This is a genomic window from Bacillus sp. RC252 (genome assembly GCF_044909215.1).
Taxonomy (GTDB): Bacteria; Bacillota; Bacilli; order Bacillales; family Bacillaceae_G; genus Bacillus_A; species Bacillus_A mycoides.
Map to the genome: position 1 here is coordinate 43,077 of NZ_JBIYDV010000016.1, position 14,534 is coordinate 57,610.

Annotated in this window: 17 protein-coding genes; 11 read left to right on the forward strand and 6 right to left on the reverse strand. The window is 35.3% G+C overall.

Translation table 11 applies throughout. The annotated features are described in order from the left end of the window. Nucleotides 1–11 precede the first annotated feature (11 nt). The 7 genes from ABH960_RS21095 (at nt 12) to ABH960_RS21125 (ending at nt 4,660) form a co-directional block, all read left to right on the forward strand. A complete protein-coding gene (locus ABH960_RS21095; RefSeq protein ID WP_404448190.1) occupies nt 12–344 on the forward strand; it encodes a PadR family transcriptional regulator in 333 nt (110 codons plus the stop codon). Continuing rightward, a complete protein-coding gene (locus ABH960_RS21100) occupies nt 337–1,110 on the forward strand; it encodes a permease prefix domain 1-containing protein (RefSeq protein WP_404448193.1) in 774 nt (257 codons plus the stop codon). The genes ABH960_RS21095 and ABH960_RS21100 overlap by 8 nt, the downstream gene beginning before the upstream one ends. A 532-nt stretch (nt 1,111–1,642) precedes the next feature. After that, complete coding sequence (locus ABH960_RS21105) at nt 1,643–1,978, forward strand: nucleotidyltransferase domain-containing protein (protein ID WP_078178143.1); 336 nt, start codon at nt 1,643–1,645, stop codon at nt 1,976–1,978. Continuing rightward, a complete protein-coding gene (locus ABH960_RS21110; protein WP_404448196.1) occupies nt 1,962–2,291 on the forward strand; it encodes a HEPN domain-containing protein in 330 nt (109 codons plus the stop codon). The genes ABH960_RS21105 and ABH960_RS21110 overlap by 17 nt, the downstream gene beginning before the upstream one ends. A 159-nt stretch (nt 2,292–2,450) precedes the next feature. Further along, nucleotides 2,451–2,984 carry a sigma-70 family RNA polymerase sigma factor gene (locus tag ABH960_RS21115; RefSeq protein ID WP_404448199.1) on the forward strand — a complete coding sequence of 178 codons (534 nt, stop codon included), beginning with the start codon at nt 2,451–2,453 and terminating at the stop codon, nt 2,982–2,984. 4 nt (nt 2,985–2,988) lie between these two features. After that, nucleotides 2,989–3,396 (forward strand): PadR family transcriptional regulator, encoded by a 408-nt coding sequence (locus ABH960_RS21120; protein ID WP_404448202.1) that lies wholly within the window; start codon nt 2,989–2,991, stop codon nt 3,394–3,396. A gap of 7 nt (nt 3,397–3,403) precedes the next feature. Continuing rightward, nucleotides 3,404–4,660 carry an FtsW/RodA/SpoVE family cell cycle protein gene (locus ABH960_RS21125; RefSeq protein ID WP_404448205.1) on the forward strand — a complete coding sequence of 419 codons (1,257 nt, stop codon included), beginning with the start codon at nt 3,404–3,406 and terminating at the stop codon, nt 4,658–4,660. Between the two features lie 6 nt (nt 4,661–4,666). Here the strand turns inward: ABH960_RS21125 and helD are convergent, their stop codons facing one another. The 3 genes from helD to ABH960_RS21140 form a co-directional block, all read right to left on the reverse strand. After that, entirely contained in the window at nt 4,667–7,003 is a 2,337-nt protein-coding gene (gene helD, locus ABH960_RS21130; RefSeq protein ID WP_404448209.1) for an RNA polymerase recycling motor HelD, read from the reverse strand. 294 nt (nt 7,004–7,297) lie between these two features. Continuing rightward, nucleotides 7,298–8,161 (reverse strand): peptidylprolyl isomerase PrsA, encoded by an 864-nt coding sequence (prsA, locus tag ABH960_RS21135; protein WP_016119763.1) that lies wholly within the window; start codon nt 8,159–8,161, stop codon nt 7,298–7,300. A 447-nt stretch (nt 8,162–8,608) separates the two neighbouring features. Beyond that, entirely contained in the window at nt 8,609–8,803 is a 195-nt protein-coding gene (locus ABH960_RS21140) for a hypothetical protein (RefSeq protein WP_000172693.1), read from the reverse strand. 118 nt (nt 8,804–8,921) lie between these two features. Here ABH960_RS21140 and ABH960_RS21145 point away from each other — a divergent pair, with 118 nt between their 5' ends. After that, a complete protein-coding gene (locus tag ABH960_RS21145; protein ID WP_002030209.1) occupies nt 8,922–9,257 on the forward strand; it encodes a YhaI family protein in 336 nt (111 codons plus the stop codon). Nucleotides 9,258–9,262: 5 nt separating this feature from the next. Here ABH960_RS21145 and ABH960_RS21150 read toward each other — a convergent pair whose 3' ends face one another. The 3 genes from ABH960_RS21150 to ABH960_RS21160 form a co-directional block, all read right to left on the reverse strand. Beyond that, on the reverse strand, nt 9,263–9,820 hold the full coding sequence (locus ABH960_RS21150; RefSeq protein WP_002011118.1) for an HTH-type transcriptional regulator Hpr: 558 nt from the start codon (nt 9,818–9,820) through the stop codon (nt 9,263–9,265). Nucleotides 9,821–10,119: 299 nt separating this feature from the next. Continuing rightward, nucleotides 10,120–10,482, reverse strand: a complete 363-nt coding sequence (locus tag ABH960_RS21155; protein WP_404448215.1) for a YtxH domain-containing protein — start codon at nt 10,480–10,482, stop codon at nt 10,120–10,122. 208 nt (nt 10,483–10,690) lie between these two features. Beyond that, the gene (locus tag ABH960_RS21160) at nt 10,691–11,125 is read right to left on the reverse strand and encodes an HIT family protein (protein WP_001016832.1); all 435 of its coding nucleotides are present in this window, start codon (nt 11,123–11,125) and stop codon (nt 10,691–10,693) included. 700 nt (nt 11,126–11,825) lie between these two features. Here ABH960_RS21160 and ecsA point away from each other — a divergent pair. From ecsA to ecsC, 3 genes are read left to right on the forward strand one after another with little or no spacing between them, the layout of a single operon-like run. Then, nucleotides 11,826–12,569, forward strand: coding sequence for an ABC transporter ATP-binding protein EcsA (gene ecsA, locus ABH960_RS21165; RefSeq protein WP_061674035.1), 744 nt, complete (start codon nt 11,826–11,828; stop codon nt 12,567–12,569). Beyond that, nucleotides 12,562–13,773 carry an ABC transporter permease gene (locus tag ABH960_RS21170; protein ID WP_404448219.1) on the forward strand — a complete coding sequence of 404 codons (1,212 nt, stop codon included), beginning with the start codon at nt 12,562–12,564 and terminating at the stop codon, nt 13,771–13,773. Before ecsA ends, ABH960_RS21170 begins: the two co-directional genes overlap by 8 nt. 13 nt (nt 13,774–13,786) lie before the next feature. Then, the gene (gene ecsC / locus ABH960_RS21175) at nt 13,787–14,494 is read left to right on the forward strand and encodes an ecs operon protein EcsC (RefSeq protein WP_002125776.1); all 708 of its coding nucleotides are present in this window, start codon (nt 13,787–13,789) and stop codon (nt 14,492–14,494) included. Nucleotides 14,495–14,534 lie beyond the last annotated feature (40 nt).

A 14,534-nucleotide genomic window follows, 5' to 3' on the forward strand; every position in this document is an offset into this window, starting at 1 on the left:
AGGTGGTATTGTTGGACAAAGAAATCTTGAAGGGAAGTATAGATATTTTATTACTTTCTATCATTGCAAAACGTGATACGTATGGATATGAAATAGCCCAAAGTTTAAAGGATACAAGTGGAGATTTGTATAGTATGGGGCAGGGAACTTTGTATCCAGCTTTAAAGCGATTAGAAAAAAAGGAATTTCTTGAATCTTATTGGAATCAATCTGAGAATGGGATGAAAAGGAAATTTTATACTATTACAAGTAAAGGGAAAAAAGAATTGCAGAAGAAAGTGAACTCTTGGGAGCGTGTAACATCATTAATTCAAACTTGTCAGAAAGGAGTTATTTATGAGTGAATTTGATGAGTATATTAAGTCCATTTTAGCTTATTCAGAACTTAGTAATATTGAACAGGATGAGCTATTTCTAGAAATATATGATCACTTGAACAGCTTGAAAGAAGAATATATGGAACAAGGTATGAATGAAAAAGAAGCGGTGTATAAAGCGATTCAAACTTTTGGCGAATCAAAAGTTATTGGTTTAGGGATTAATCAATCGGTATACGAAGTTCCTAGACCATTAAAGATATTATCAAAAATTTTATGTATTCCTTATATAATGATTTGTTTTATTGTCTTTTTGGGAACATTTATTTCAACTTCTACATTTGACTCTATTCGTAGTTTGACAGGTGGAACTGTCTATCATCCTCTTGAATTTTGGCAGCAATTTTTACATATATCTGATTTAGAAACGTTATTACAACTTTTTGGAATAACACTTTGGCAAATTAAAGATTTTATTGCGCATCCGGGTCTGTGGGGGAACTCAACTTATTGGTTAATCGTTTTACAACATATAATATTGTTAGTTCCATTTGGATTTTTCGTTCCAGTGTTGATTAATAAAGTGACGAACTATAAGAAAGCTTGTAAGTGGTATGCTATGACCTTTTTTGCTTGGGAGTTATTACATTTACTAACTTTGTCTGATGTTTTTGATGTGTGGCGGATTGCTATAAATATGATTGGTGCATCGATAGGATATCTTTTATTTATAAGCATGATACAAATGGATAATAAATTTAGGGTTATGTGCAAGAAGATATTTGAAAATTAACTTGCTATCATGAAGTTAAAATTATATACATTTAGTTCGATGGTAATAGAGTATCACTGAAAACATAGGTATTATGTATTGAGCCGATTTTTTATACTCGTAATAAGTGTTGTTAGTTATTTATTCATACTGTTATGAAACTGCTGCATAATCCGTCTTTATTGGTGCTATAGAAGATGAGAGCGTCGAAATGAAATACACAGCTGAATTAGAAAAAGCGTTAAGCGATGCTGTAATTCCTGTGGATCAACAAGAGCAGGCGGCTGCGTTAGCTTAAAAATAAACCGCGTGAGGGAGAGCCCTCGTGCGGTTTTTTGTTTTATTATATTTGTACAGAGTGTACTGAAATTAACTGAGTGTAGATTTTTGTTGCTTAACAGGATATGGATACGAAAGGTATAATAAGTATTATTATATCGTTTGAATAACTTAACAATTGTAGTAGTGTATTAGAGTTGAAATGAATCAATTTATTAATTTGCTTCTACAGTTAGGATTTATTGAGAAGGATTAATTTAAAGAGGTGAATGGTATGAATACTAATGTTCAAAAAGAGTTAAATCAATTAGTAGATAAAATGACTTCCTCTCTTTCTGATGTTAATAAAATTATTTTATTTGGGTCTCATGCTTACGGTATGCCTAATGAGGATAGTGATTTTGATTTGTGTGTAGTGGTTGATGGTATTGGTAAGAGGAAAAGAGAAGCCTTAAAGAAATTGAATTTAAGTATATTCGATGTAATGAAAACACCGGTCGATTTACTTGTTTACGGTTCTGAAGAATTTAATGAGAGTTCTGGTAATCCTGTAACAATGGAATACAAGATTGCTGAAGAAGGTAAGGTATTGTATGAAAAATTTCAGTGAGGCAAATTTATGGTTTGAAATTGCAGATTCAGATCTTAGAGCTTCTAATCATTTATTGTCTTTAATGCCTATTCCTTTTGCAATTATCTGTTATCATTGTCAACAGTGTGCTGAGAAATATCTAAAGGGGTATTTAACGTTTAAAGGAACTCATCCGCCTAAAACGCATAATTCATTGCTGTTAGCAAAGGAATGTGCTGAATTTAATATGGAGTTCAATGATTTAATAGATGATTGTGCAGAGTTAAATAGTTATGCGATTGAAGTCAGATATCCTTATTTTGAAGAACTTAATAAAACAGACGTATCGTAAGCTATAAAAAGTGCGGGGAATATTAAAAGTTTTGTTTTAGAAAAAATTAAATAGTAGAGGATGAACAAAACGGTATGGACATTTCCAACCGTTTTTTTATGAATTTATAAAACTTTTCCATACAGTGCGTCGTCTAATAAATGGGAAGGAGGAAATGATGTGGATGAATTAACGGTAGAAGCGTTTGAAATAGAAGATAAGGAACTCTTTATCGATGAAATAATGAACAAGTATGGACAAGAAGTCTTACAGCTTGTGTATTCATATGTGAATAATAAAGAAGTCGCTGAGGATTTAACGCAAGATATATTTGTGAAATGTTATAAATCTCTTCATACATACAAAGGGAAATCGAATGTGAAAACGTGGTTGTGGAGAATTGCGATTAATCAATGTAAGGACTACATAAAAAGTTGGTATAACAAAAAGGTGATCGTGACAGAGGATGAAGCTGCTTATATTGGGGTTCAAAATGATAGTGTCGAACAAACTGTTATTCAAAATGCGAAGGATCGTGAACTGGCTTCTGCAGTAATGAATTTACCGATAAAATATCGAGAAGTCATTTATCTATTTTATTATGAAGAACTATCAATTAAAGAGATTGCTATTGTAATAGACGTGAAAGAAAACACGATAAAAACGAGACTGAAAAAAGCGAAGGAGCTTTTGAAGAAAGGATTGGAGGAATAATCAAATGGAAGATCGATTAAAAGGCCTGCAAAAATCAATGGAGAATACAACGTGTAAACATTTGAGTTTTTCTGATCAACATCGAAAGCAGGTGCGCGAAAAAATCAATGCTTCAAACGAAAAGGAAGAGGACATCTCTTTAGCGATTTTACAACTCCTCAGTCATGAAAAAACAGGATACGAATTGTCACAGTTACTACGAGGGAGAGGGATTCGAAAATTCGAAGGAAATGAAGGGTTTTTATATACTGTATTACATCGTCTAGAACAGAATCGTTTTATCCAATCGAGTTGGGATCATGCAGGAGCGAAATATTATCAATTAAATTATAAAGGAAGAAAGATGCTGCGAAAGGCAGAAAAAGATTCTACGAAGGCACGGTTTATATTAAAAGGATTAGTACAGGAGTGAGATAAAATTGAACAAAAAAGGGGAGCGTTTTTTAAGCGAAGTTACTAATCACATTAAATCAAAAGAAGCAAAGAGCTTTGTAGCAACTGAACTAGATTTTCACTTGAAACAGGCGAAGAACACGTGGATAGAGAAAGGGTTAAGTGAGGAAGTTGCTGAAAATAAGGCTGTTGAACAAATGGGAAGTCCGATCAAGCTTGGCAGGGAACTTAACAAACTTCATAAGCCAAAGGTGGATTGGTTCTTAATTATTTTATTAGTGGCTGCTATGGGGCTAGGGTTTTTACCAATAATCGCTCTTGGGCATACGAATGATTTACTAATGAACAAAGTAATTTTTGTTATTCTTGGCATTGCAGCAGCTCTTGGGATGATGCTGATTGATTATCGGAAGTTAGAAAGAATCGGGTGGCTGTTTTATACAATTGGAATACTTATCTTGTTAGCTATAAAATGTTTTCCGACTATTTCTGTGAATGGAGAAGCATTAATAAAGATTGGTCCTCTCACAATTGACTGTTTAATGACGATACCATTCTTCTTTCTAGCTTGGGCTTCTTTTTTCAATAATAGTAGGTTAAAGTTTATGCACCTTCTCATGTTGTACGTATTTTCTTTATATCTATTTTCAACTACATCAATTCTGGTGCCAATTTTTATTTATATTACGATGGTATTCGTTATGCTTTGGTGGAGTAAGCTAGGAAAGAAAACGGCATGGCTCATTACAATTTTACCAATTTTACCCTTTGTTATTAAGGATCTATTTTCCTGGTCTGCCGTAAAAGAATACCGGATAGCTAGAATTTTAGGTTTTTTAAACCCAGAGCATGATCTATGGTATTTACGTTTAAAAGAGGCAATGTCGTCGGCAGGTTGGTTTGGTACATATGGAAATATAAAGTCTATCCCTGCTGCGCATACTGATTTTGTATTCGCGAGTTTGACTTACTATTATGGATATGTGCTTGCGCTGATTCTTGTCTTGATTCTTTCTCTTTTTGCAGTGAGAATAATGACCATATCGTATAGAATAAATGATGGTTATGGTAAATTGCTACTCGTTGGTGGAGTAACTCTTTTTGTAGTCCATTTCATTTGTAACGTTGGCATGATCCTCGGGATATTACCACGTGTTTCTATATCATTACCCTTTATTAGCTACGGATTGATACCAACTCTGTTCCATGCATTTATAATGGGGATTGTGCTGAGTGTATATCGGCGTAAAGATATTTCATTTAGAATGAAAAAAACACCTTGATAAAAATCAAGGTGTTTTCGTTATACATTCAAAACTCTCCGAAGCAGCCCCCGTTACAAAAGGACTAACCTCACCAACGCTATAAAGCTGCAATTCATGCATTGCGCGTGTACAAGCAGTGTAGAACAATCTACGTAGGCTCTCATCGCTGTACACATCTTTAGAAGCATCGTAAATAATAACAGCATCAAATTCGATACCTTTCGCTAAGTAAGCAGGAATCACGACAATTCCTTGCTCATACTCGGCTGAGTTACTTTTCACAAGTTTAATATTCTCGATATGACTGAGTGCCTCGTATGCAGCGGCACTTTCAGCTGCGGATTTACATATAATTGCGATCGTATTGTGCTGTTGTTTTTGTAGTTCAGCAACTTTAGAAGTGATACGATCATGCAGTTCGCTGTAATCAGAAACTTTAGTCACTGTAGGTTTCTCACCGTCACGTTCAAAGGCGTTAATGTTCTTTCCTTCCGGTACGAGATAGCGTGTGAATTCAATAATCGGTTTTGTTGATCGATAGCTACGAGTTAAGTTGATGCCGTTTGTTTCATCTGGTCCGTATAAGCTAGTAAGTGTATTGAAATTAACTGTTTCACTCGCATGAGCAAATATCGCTTGGTTAAAGTCTCCGAGTACTGTCATTTTTGCGGCAGGGAAGAGACGTTTTAAAAACTCGAACTGAAACGGAGAATAATCTTGTGCTTCATCTACGAGTACGTGTTTAATTGATCTGTTCGTTTGGAAGCCTTCAATTAATTCTTTTAAAAGTAAAAATGGAGTCGCATCCTCGTAATGTAGCTTTCCTTCATCAAGCATGTTCAAAGTTAGTGAACAAATGTCATCCCATTCTTTAGGCTTTTCGCCAGTAACCCATGATTCATCTGTGAAGAGTTGTTTATATATGCCTGTAAAATTGATAAAACGCAATGTTTGAACGCCTTTACGTAACGGTTTTAATTTTTTACGGACAATCATACGACCGAGTACTTTCGTTTCTTTTTCATAATCATTAAAGGAGTTGTCATCAAACTCGCCTTTTTTCTGTAAGTATTTATAAGCTTTTTGATACTCATCTTTACTAAGTAGTTCAATTTCTTCTTCTACCCAAGGCTTTTTCAGTTCTGTTTTTTCAATTGTGTCTATTTGTTTGTTTAGCCAATCCGTTAACTTCTCGATTCGATTATGGAAGCGGAGGGAGGAATCAGTATTATAAAATTGCTCTGTAATTTCTTTAGCAGAGGCAATCAGTTTTCCTCTAAATTTCATTCCTCTAAATAGCATGCCTGAAGATTCAAGAGATTGTCTGTACGCTCTAATCATCTCGAAAAATTGAGTAGATGCTTTAAATCGAATGCTCGCATTTCGAGTTTTATAATTTGCGCTATTCGTTTCAGTTAGCATATATTCTAATTGCTCGTAAGGATCCTCAACGTCAAATGACTTACTTAGTCTATGGTTTAAATATTCTTGGAATGTGACTTGCTGCATATTTTCTTCGCCGAGTTCTGGCAGTACGTTAGATACGTAGCTGTTGAACATGGAGTTAGGGGAGAAGAGAATGATTTGATCTGCTTTTAGCCATTCGCGATATTTATATAGTAAGTAGGCGATTCGCTGCAGGGCAGCTGACGTTTTACCACTACCAGCAGCTCCTTGAACGATAAGTAGTCGCCCTTCATCGTGACGGATAATTTCATTTTGCTCGCGCTGGATAGTAGCAACGATACTTTGCATATGTTTGTTTGTTCCTTTTCCGAGCGCTTGTTGCAGAATTTCATCTCCAATTGTGAGGCTCGTATCGAACATTGAATCAATCTCACCATTCTGAATAATATATTGTAATTTCTTCTCCACATTGCCGCAGATTACGCCTCCTGGTGTGCTGTATTCAGCCGGTCCTGGTGGATAATCGTAGTAAACACTTGAAATTGGTGCGCGCCAATCGTATATAAGAAAGTTTTCTCCGCTTGCATCGGTAAGTGTAGCCACCCCGATATAAATTTGTTCTACGCCAGATTCGCCTTCTTCTTTGAAATCAATTCGTCCAAAGTAAGGTGCTTTATGCATACGGCGTAGTGCGGCAAGTCGATTAAAGGTGTGCTTATGGGTAATTTGTGTTACGGCTAGTGACTGAGCTTGTTGTCTTAAGTTGATAACTGTTTCAAGATAATCGTCAAAAGTATCAGTATTAACTTTTACATCATCCCAAAAGTGTTTACGAATGTTGATTACTTCTGCCCGGCGTCTGCCAGTGTCGCTTTCCAGTTTATTAATTTGCTCCGTAATCGTTTCTATTACGTTATCCAATCGTTTTTGCTCTTGATCAAGTTTTTTGTTCATACGTAAGCACTCCTTTAAAAGTGAAAAATAGAGGTTGACTGAAGATGTGTTTTGTTGTACAATTAAGATACGGATAAATACATTCTTTTGTTTTTAACGAATGCGTTTCTGTACTAATTTAACATAGTTTTTTAATTTAATCAATGATAATAAGATAAACCTTGGTTTCGTGCTACACGAAACCAAGGTTTTTTTGGGTTGAATGGAGTAAGGTGAGGGAGTACATCAATTTATCGGCAAAAAAACTACTACAAAATAAAAAAGCTTGGGGCTACCCAAGCTTTTTTCACTTCATTATTTCTTTGCGTCTTTTTTAGCGTCAGCTTTTGGTTCTTCGAAAAGATCTTTCAAATCTTTATCGTCAACTTTTACGTCAGCTTTTTTGATTTCTTTCATCATAAGATCGTTCATGAATTCGCCGTCTTGTGCTTTCTTCGCAACTAACTCTTTTTTCAGGTCAGCTTTTGATTGCTCAAATGATTTTTCTGGTTCTTTAATGTCTGTTACTTTAATGATATGGTAACCAAATTGTGTTTTTACAGGCTCGCTTACTTCATCTTTTTTCAGTTTATAAGCAGCATCTTCGAATTCTTTAACCATTTTACCATGTTCGAAGAATCCTAAGTCGCCACCTTTTTCTTTTGAAGCAGTATCTTCAGAGTATTGTTTCGCTAACTCTTCGAAAGATTTACCTTGTCCAAGTTCTTCTTTAACCTTTTTAGCAGTCGCTTCATCTTTTACAAGAATGTGGCTTGCCTTAACTTGAGGCTTGTAGTTATCTTTTAATTCTTTATCAGTGATTGTTTTCTCGATAGCTTGTTCTTGAGCTAATGAAGCGCGAACGCCATTTTTAACTGTTTCTTCTTTAAGGCCTTGTTGTTTCATTAGTGTATCGAATTGGTCACCGACTTGCTTTTTCATTTCATCGAACTTTTTGTCTACTTCTTTGTCATCGACTTTGTAGTTTTTAATAAGTACTTTTTCCATAACCATGTTATTTAGTACTTGTTTACCAGCTTGTGTCTTCATTTGATTGTAGAACTCTTCTTTAGTGATGTCACCAGCTTTAGATGTAACAATTTTGTCTGATGATGATGTTCCACATGCTGATAATGCGATTACACTTGTTGCGGCTAAGGCAAGCATAGCTTTCTTCATTCAATAAACACTCCTACTATTATGTATTTTTAATTTATCCCATACGAATGAAGAAACGCCTTATGATAGGTTATTTTCGTTCATAAGAACCTGATTAAGTCTCACTGATGTCTTTGCTTTTTTTATATGTAAAAGCACGCTTAACAGGGCTTACCGAGGCTTTAGGATAAAGTTTAGATGCGTGTCGTTTGTTTCATAGTATAAGCAATATGTACAAAATTTAATATATCATATTTCGACGGGTTTTCCTATTGATAAAGAAATTTTAACCAGTTTGTGTCAGATTTTGAAAGGGTACCATATTGGGCGCATGTCGCATATACAGAAAAGAGGAGGGGATGGGGGATGAATTCAAAACTTATTTTATTACTTGTACTGTTTATTTTATTAGTTATAGTAGGTATAATTTGCTTATAGAGGAAAAAAATGAGGAAGGGGCTTCCTTCCTCACTTTCCATGAAATATAATTTCTACATAACTAGAAATTAATAGAATGGTAATACATACATTAATAACTCGAAAGACACCGGGCTGGCGGCTCGCAGATATTTGTTTTCGCTCACACAGTGTATGTGTCATGAAATTCGTGTAAAATATAACAAGAAGTGCGAATGCAACAAAAACAACGGTTATAAGAGTCATGAGGCGAGACCTCCTTTTGGCTAAAATACATATACTTTATATATTGTATCATACGATATTTTATTCGTGTTACAAAATTCAGAAATAGAAGACTTTGTGTTAGGAAGCGAGGGAGAAAATGGACGTTGTAAGAAGACTAGAACAAGCTGAATACTACGTAGACCTACTATTTAAAATGATTGATGAAGAAAAGTGTCCATTTTATTCTTTAATCATAAAGAAAAAAGCTCGTAAAAAAGACATTGAACGTATACTAAAACTTTGTGAAAAACTGAACGAACAATATGTAGTGGAGAAAGCAGAAGGCCTTCTATTGTTTGATGCGCTATTAGATCAATTTGAAAAAGCGCTTCCACATCAGCTCGAAGTACACGAAACTGCGGAAGCGCTAGCAAAACAGGGCTTATTTGTGCCACTTATGAATGAATTCTTACGCATGATTGCGAAAGGATAAATAGATTATTTCTTAACTAATTTTTGATCGGTCTCCGTAAAGTTCTCCTCAATATTCTCTAATGATTTCTCAAAAATATCGATGAAGTCCTGTCCGTAAATATTGCGAAGGATCGCAATAAGTTCGATATTTTCTGGGAACTTACCGTAAAAATTACGAAGTTCAAGTGCCCCATTAAAAACAGAATTATTTTCAGGGTCATACTCCTCCATTAAGCGAAGTAGTAATTCTTCCCCTTTGTCTGTAATTTCAATGTACGTATTTCGTTTATCATCTTCTTTTTTAGAGAATACAAGATAGCCGCGTTCTTCTAGCTTTTTAGAGAAGTTAAACGCCGTTGATACGTGCATAACTCCAAACTTAGCAATCTCAGAAATAGAAGCCCCTTTTAAATGATAAGCGATTGATAAAATATGATGCTCGTTAATGTTTAAATCGTAAGGTTTAATCCATTGTTGCCAATCTTTCTCTACGCATTTCCATAACGCTTTCGATAATTGAGCAATACGTTGGCTGAAAATCATCGCTTCTTTTACCGAGTAATTTTTTTCTCCACTTTTCATTTACTCACCCACTTTAACATTCTTTTTTCATTATTATCTATTATGCCAGTAAAATAAAAATTAATAAAGTCTTTTTGTGAGAATTGTGAAAATTTTTCGGAAAAATAACATTCTATACAAATCATGCATAACTATGGAAGCGTTTTATGAGTCAAGAATACATGTGTTGTCTTTACATGTTAAGGGATAACATATATTGTAAATGCATAAAAACACGGCATATCTATGTGATATGCCGTGTTAAGGTCAATTCGTATGAAAAATATTTGTTATATGCAAAAAACTAAGCAGGAATATGTTTACGCTTTTTCTGGAACGGCTTCTTGTAGTTTCTCAATTGACTTTTGAATGTCTAAAATTTTTTTTTCGATATGTCGTTTGTTTTGAGAAATATCTTGTTTCCAGTTAGAAAGCGTGTCATGCATATCGTCTTTTAGTTCTTGGAATACTTCTTTACCTTCTGAAGCAGTTTCAACGATTTGACGCTTTAATAACTTCGTATCAGCTGTAATATCAGCTAATGTTTTTTTAATATCAGTTCCTTTTTCTTTCAGCTTACCGCGCATAGCTTTACCAGAAGAAGGAGTTGAGAAAAGAACGGCTAGTCCAGCAACTGCTCCGCCGCAAAGTACACCTGTAATAAAGGATTTAGCTTTTGACATAAAAGGAAACCTCCTTATTTTTCGCTCGTATTCATGATGTATAAAAGTGTGCATATCTTTAAGACAAGGGGAAGAAAAGTGAGCTTTTCTCTCTTGTACATGCTATGCACAAAAAATCATATCCCCGGCATTTTTTGTGAAGAAAGAAGCCATACAATAAATGCCAGAGGAATCGGCTTATTATGTATTACTTCTTATTATAGTGGCACTATTTCACACTATTTGCAATTGTACTTGCGATGTTTTGTAAATTTTCCATTGTATATTCATTTTGGTGTGATTTCCAAACAGCACCGAAACCATCGTTTTCACCGTAGCGTGGAATTAAATGAAGGTGAAAGTGGAATACAGTTTGTCCAGCTTTCTCGCCGTTATTGTTAAGTAGGTTGAAGCCAACTGGATTAAATTCTGCTTTCATTGCATTTGCGATTTTTGGAACGACAGCAAAAATATGTGATGCGATTTCTGGCGTTAACGCAAAAATGTCTTGTTTGTGAACTTTCGGAATAACAAGAGTATGTCCTTTTGTTACTTGACTAATATCTAAAAATGCAAGTACATGTTCATCTTCGTATACTTTTGAGCAAGGGATTTGCCCGTCAATGATTTTACAAAAAATACAATTGTCCGCTGTATGATTCATCGATCTCATCCTTTCAAATGGTCTTAGCCGTATTTTACCATAATTACATAGGAGAACAAACACGAAAAACAGGAAGCTGACTCAGCTTCCTGTTTTCTGAAGAGGGATTGAAAAAGCATTTTTTATAATTTACGGTTCGCAGACACCTCATTTATATAAGAAATACATGGTAAATCGGCTGAAATATCTACCGTAGACACCCCATTTTCAAGTGAAATGAATTGCAATCTTGTATTAAATGAAATTGTTAGTGTTTAAAACAGTATATGCTCTTTCACAGACACCTCATTTATTTAAGAAATGCACGGTAAATCGGCTAAAGTCTCTGCCGTAGACACCCCATTTTCAAGTGAAATGAATTGCAATCTTTTATTAAATGAAATTGTTTATTTTTTAAAACAGTATATGCTCTTTCGGAGACACCCCGTTTCGAAAATGAAACAAATTATCTGGTTATGTGTAAATTTCATTGTCCAACTTGGACACCCCATTTCATGATGACTTCACTATGTTGTTGTACTCATCAATTGGTGGTTGCTTTTTCAAGTGTGTTCCTTCTTCCTTAATTATGATGTCCGCTTTCGTAAAAATATATGCGAAGAAATTTTAATTTTTTTTGGAGACATCGATACTATGTAGTACAGCACAATTTTTGGTAAGATGAATATAGAATGAATACTAATGAAGAAAGTGGTGTCGTATGAGCGAGTTATTGCGTGTAGAAAATGTTACAGGAGGATATACGAAACGACCTGTACTGCAAAATGTTTCGTTCTCTGTTAATAAAGGCGAACTTGTCGGCTTGATCGGTTTAAATGGGGCTGGGAAAAGTACGACAATTAAACATATCATCGGTTTAATGGAGCCGAAAAAAGGAACTGTCACAATTAATGGGAAAACAATTCGTGATGATATGACAGCGTACCGTTCTAGTTTCTCCTTCATTCCAGAAACGCCAGTATTATATGATGAGTTAACGTTAGAAGAGCATTTGAAATTAACGGCGATGGCGTACGGCGTAGATGAAAAACAATATGAAGAACGTGTAGGACAATTATTACATGAATTTCGCATGAAAAATCGCTTAAAATGGTTTCCGTCTCATTTCTCAAAGGGGATGAAACAAAAAGTGATGATTATGAGTGCATTTTTAGTTGAGCCATCACTTTACATTGTGGACGAACCTTTCGTTGGGCTCGATCCGTTAGCGATTCAATCACTTCTTCAAATGATGGATCAAATGAAAAAGAGTGGTGCGGGCATCTTAATGAGTACACATATTTTAGCGACAGCAGAGCGCTATTGTGATTCATTCATTATTTTGCATCAAGGTGAAGTGAGAGCGATGGGAACATTATCAGAACTTCAATCTGGGTTTAATATGCCTGGTGCAACACTTGATGATATTTATATTGCGTTAACGAAGGAAGAAGATTATGAATAGCACAGCGTTATGGAAAGAACGATTTCGGCACTTTCTAAAAGAAGTTCGTACATATAGTAAATACGTATTTAATGATCATTTGAAATTTATTTTCGTATTTATCATCGGTGCAGGAGCGTATTATTACCAGCAATGGTTACAAACGTTAACACCTTCGTTTCCGACAGCGATTGTTATGGCAGTCTTACTTGGCCTCATATTAACAGCTGGGTCCATCCAAACGTTATTAAAAGAAGCGGATCTCGTGTATTTGCTGCCAGTTGAAGAAAAGTTAAAGCCTTACTTTACGAAGGCATTTCTCTTTACGTTTATGATTCAGTTATACATAATCGCAATGGTAGCCGCTGCGCTTGCCCCGTTATACTTCCAGCAAATGAAACAAACAGGTGCCAATTACATATGGATTGTAATCGCGTTTGTCATTGTAAAAGCGTGGAATTTATTCGTAGCGTGGGAAAAATCATTTTTAACAGATCAAAATGTACAAAGAGCGGATTGGTTTATTCGTTTTATTTTAAATGGCTTATTTGTGTACGTCCTTGTAGAACGTACTTCAGTCATTTTTACCGGTGTGATTGTCTTTTTAATGGCGCTATACCTTGCTGTTATGCATCAAAAGGTGAAAGGAAAGCCGCTAAACTGGGAGTATTTAATTTCTGAAGAGGGTAAAAAAATGATGCTGCTGTACCGCATTGCGAATATGTTCGTTGATGTACCAGCGTTAAAAGAGAGAGTATCACGTAGGAAATGGCTTGATTTCATTCTTTCGATGATCGGTGAGAAACGTACATATTTATACTTATATACGAGAACATTTTTAAGATCGGGTAACTATTTCGGATTATATATGCGTTTACTCGTTCTTGGGGGAATTATTCTTTACTTTATCCCATTTTTATATGGACGTTTTATCGTAAGCATTGTTTTCTTATACTTAATCGGCTACCAGCTCTTAACCCTTTGGAAACATCACCGTATGAAAGTTTGGCTTGATTTATATCCGGTAGGGGGAGACGAGAAGAAGAGAGATTTCCTTACTTTATTAAATGCGATTCTTATCATTGGTAGCGTTGTATTTACAATTATATTTGCACTTGCGACGAAAGACTTCATAATGACCGGCATTTTATTTGTCGTAAGTATAATATTTAGTATCGGTTTCGTTTATCAATACGGTGCGAAACGAATTGAGCGTTTAAACTGAAAGGAATGAACCTATGATTACATATGAAGAGAAGGTTAGAAAAGAATTGGAGCAGTGGAAAGCTACATTCATGAAAGATTCTTCTATGATGACACGGTTCTCTAAAAAAGTGCAGGTGAAAGTGCAACAACTAGTGCCCGCGAAAGTGCAAAAGGTACTAACAGAAACGATTCGGATGATGGTGCAAACAATTAGCGCTGGATCAAACTTCATAAAACCGAAGCTAAAAGAAACGAACTGGTCACTGCAAAGACGAGACGATGAAGTACGTAAAAAGATGGACGAATATAAAAAAGTCGCAGCGGCAGAAGGGGCAGGAACAGGAGCAGGTGGTATTCTCCTTGGCCTTGCCGATTTCCCGTTATTACTGACCATTAAAATAAAATTTTTATTTGATGCAGCAACATTGTACGGATTTGATACGAGTAAAAAAGAAGAACGTCTTTTTATTCTTCACGTTTTCCAGCTTGCTTTTTCAAGTGACGATTACCGAAAAGAAGTATGGAAAGCGATTGAAACGTGGGATACAGAAGAAGAAAATCATATGGACTGGGAAAAGTTCCAAACAGAATACCGAGACTATATCGATTTAGCAAAAATGCTCCAGCTCGTCCCAATCATCGGTGCCCCGGTCGGAGCATATGCGAATTATCAATTATTGCAAAGGCTTGGGGAAGTGACGATGAATTGTTATCGAATGCGATTGCTTAATAGAAATTGATTTGTTTTATCAAAAAAGAAAGCCTCTTAAATGTGTAATT

Excerpts from the sequence above, each read along its gene's own strand:
- ABH960_RS21140 (WP_000172693.1), bottom strand. The coding sequence starts at position 8,803 with ATGACTCTTATAACCGTTGTTTTTGTTGCATTCGCACTTCTTGTTATA.
- helD (WP_404448209.1), bottom strand. The coding sequence starts at position 7,003 with ATGAACAAAAAACTTGATCAAGAGCAAAAACGATTGGATAACGTAATA.
- ABH960_RS21155 (WP_404448215.1), bottom strand. The coding sequence starts at position 10,482 with ATGTCAAAAGCTAAATCCTTTATTACAGGTGTACTTTGCGGCGGAGCA.
- ABH960_RS21110 (WP_404448196.1), top strand. The coding sequence starts at position 1,962 with ATGAAAAATTTCAGTGAGGCAAATTTATGGTTTGAAATTGCAGATTCA.
- prsA (WP_016119763.1), bottom strand. The coding sequence starts at position 8,161 with ATGAAGAAAGCTATGCTTGCCTTAGCCGCAACAAGTGTAATCGCATTA.
- ABH960_RS21150 (WP_002011118.1), bottom strand. The coding sequence starts at position 9,820 with ATGAAAAGTGGAGAAAAAAATTACTCGGTAAAAGAAGCGATGATTTTC.
- ABH960_RS21170 (WP_404448219.1), top strand. The coding sequence starts at position 12,562 with ATGAATAGCACAGCGTTATGGAAAGAACGATTTCGGCACTTTCTAAAA.
- ABH960_RS21145 (WP_002030209.1), top strand. The coding sequence starts at position 8,922 with ATGGACGTTGTAAGAAGACTAGAACAAGCTGAATACTACGTAGACCTA.
- ecsA (WP_061674035.1), top strand. The coding sequence starts at position 11,826 with ATGAGCGAGTTATTGCGTGTAGAAAATGTTACAGGAGGATATACGAAA.
- ABH960_RS21105 (WP_078178143.1), top strand. The coding sequence starts at position 1,643 with ATGAATACTAATGTTCAAAAAGAGTTAAATCAATTAGTAGATAAAATG.
- ABH960_RS21100 (WP_404448193.1), top strand. The coding sequence starts at position 337 with ATGAGTGAATTTGATGAGTATATTAAGTCCATTTTAGCTTATTCAGAA.
- ABH960_RS21120 (WP_404448202.1), top strand. The coding sequence starts at position 2,989 with ATGGAAGATCGATTAAAAGGCCTGCAAAAATCAATGGAGAATACAACG.
- ABH960_RS21160 (WP_001016832.1), bottom strand. The coding sequence starts at position 11,125 with ATGAATCATACAGCGGACAATTGTATTTTTTGTAAAATCATTGACGGG.
- ecsC (WP_002125776.1), top strand. The coding sequence starts at position 13,787 with ATGATTACATATGAAGAGAAGGTTAGAAAAGAATTGGAGCAGTGGAAA.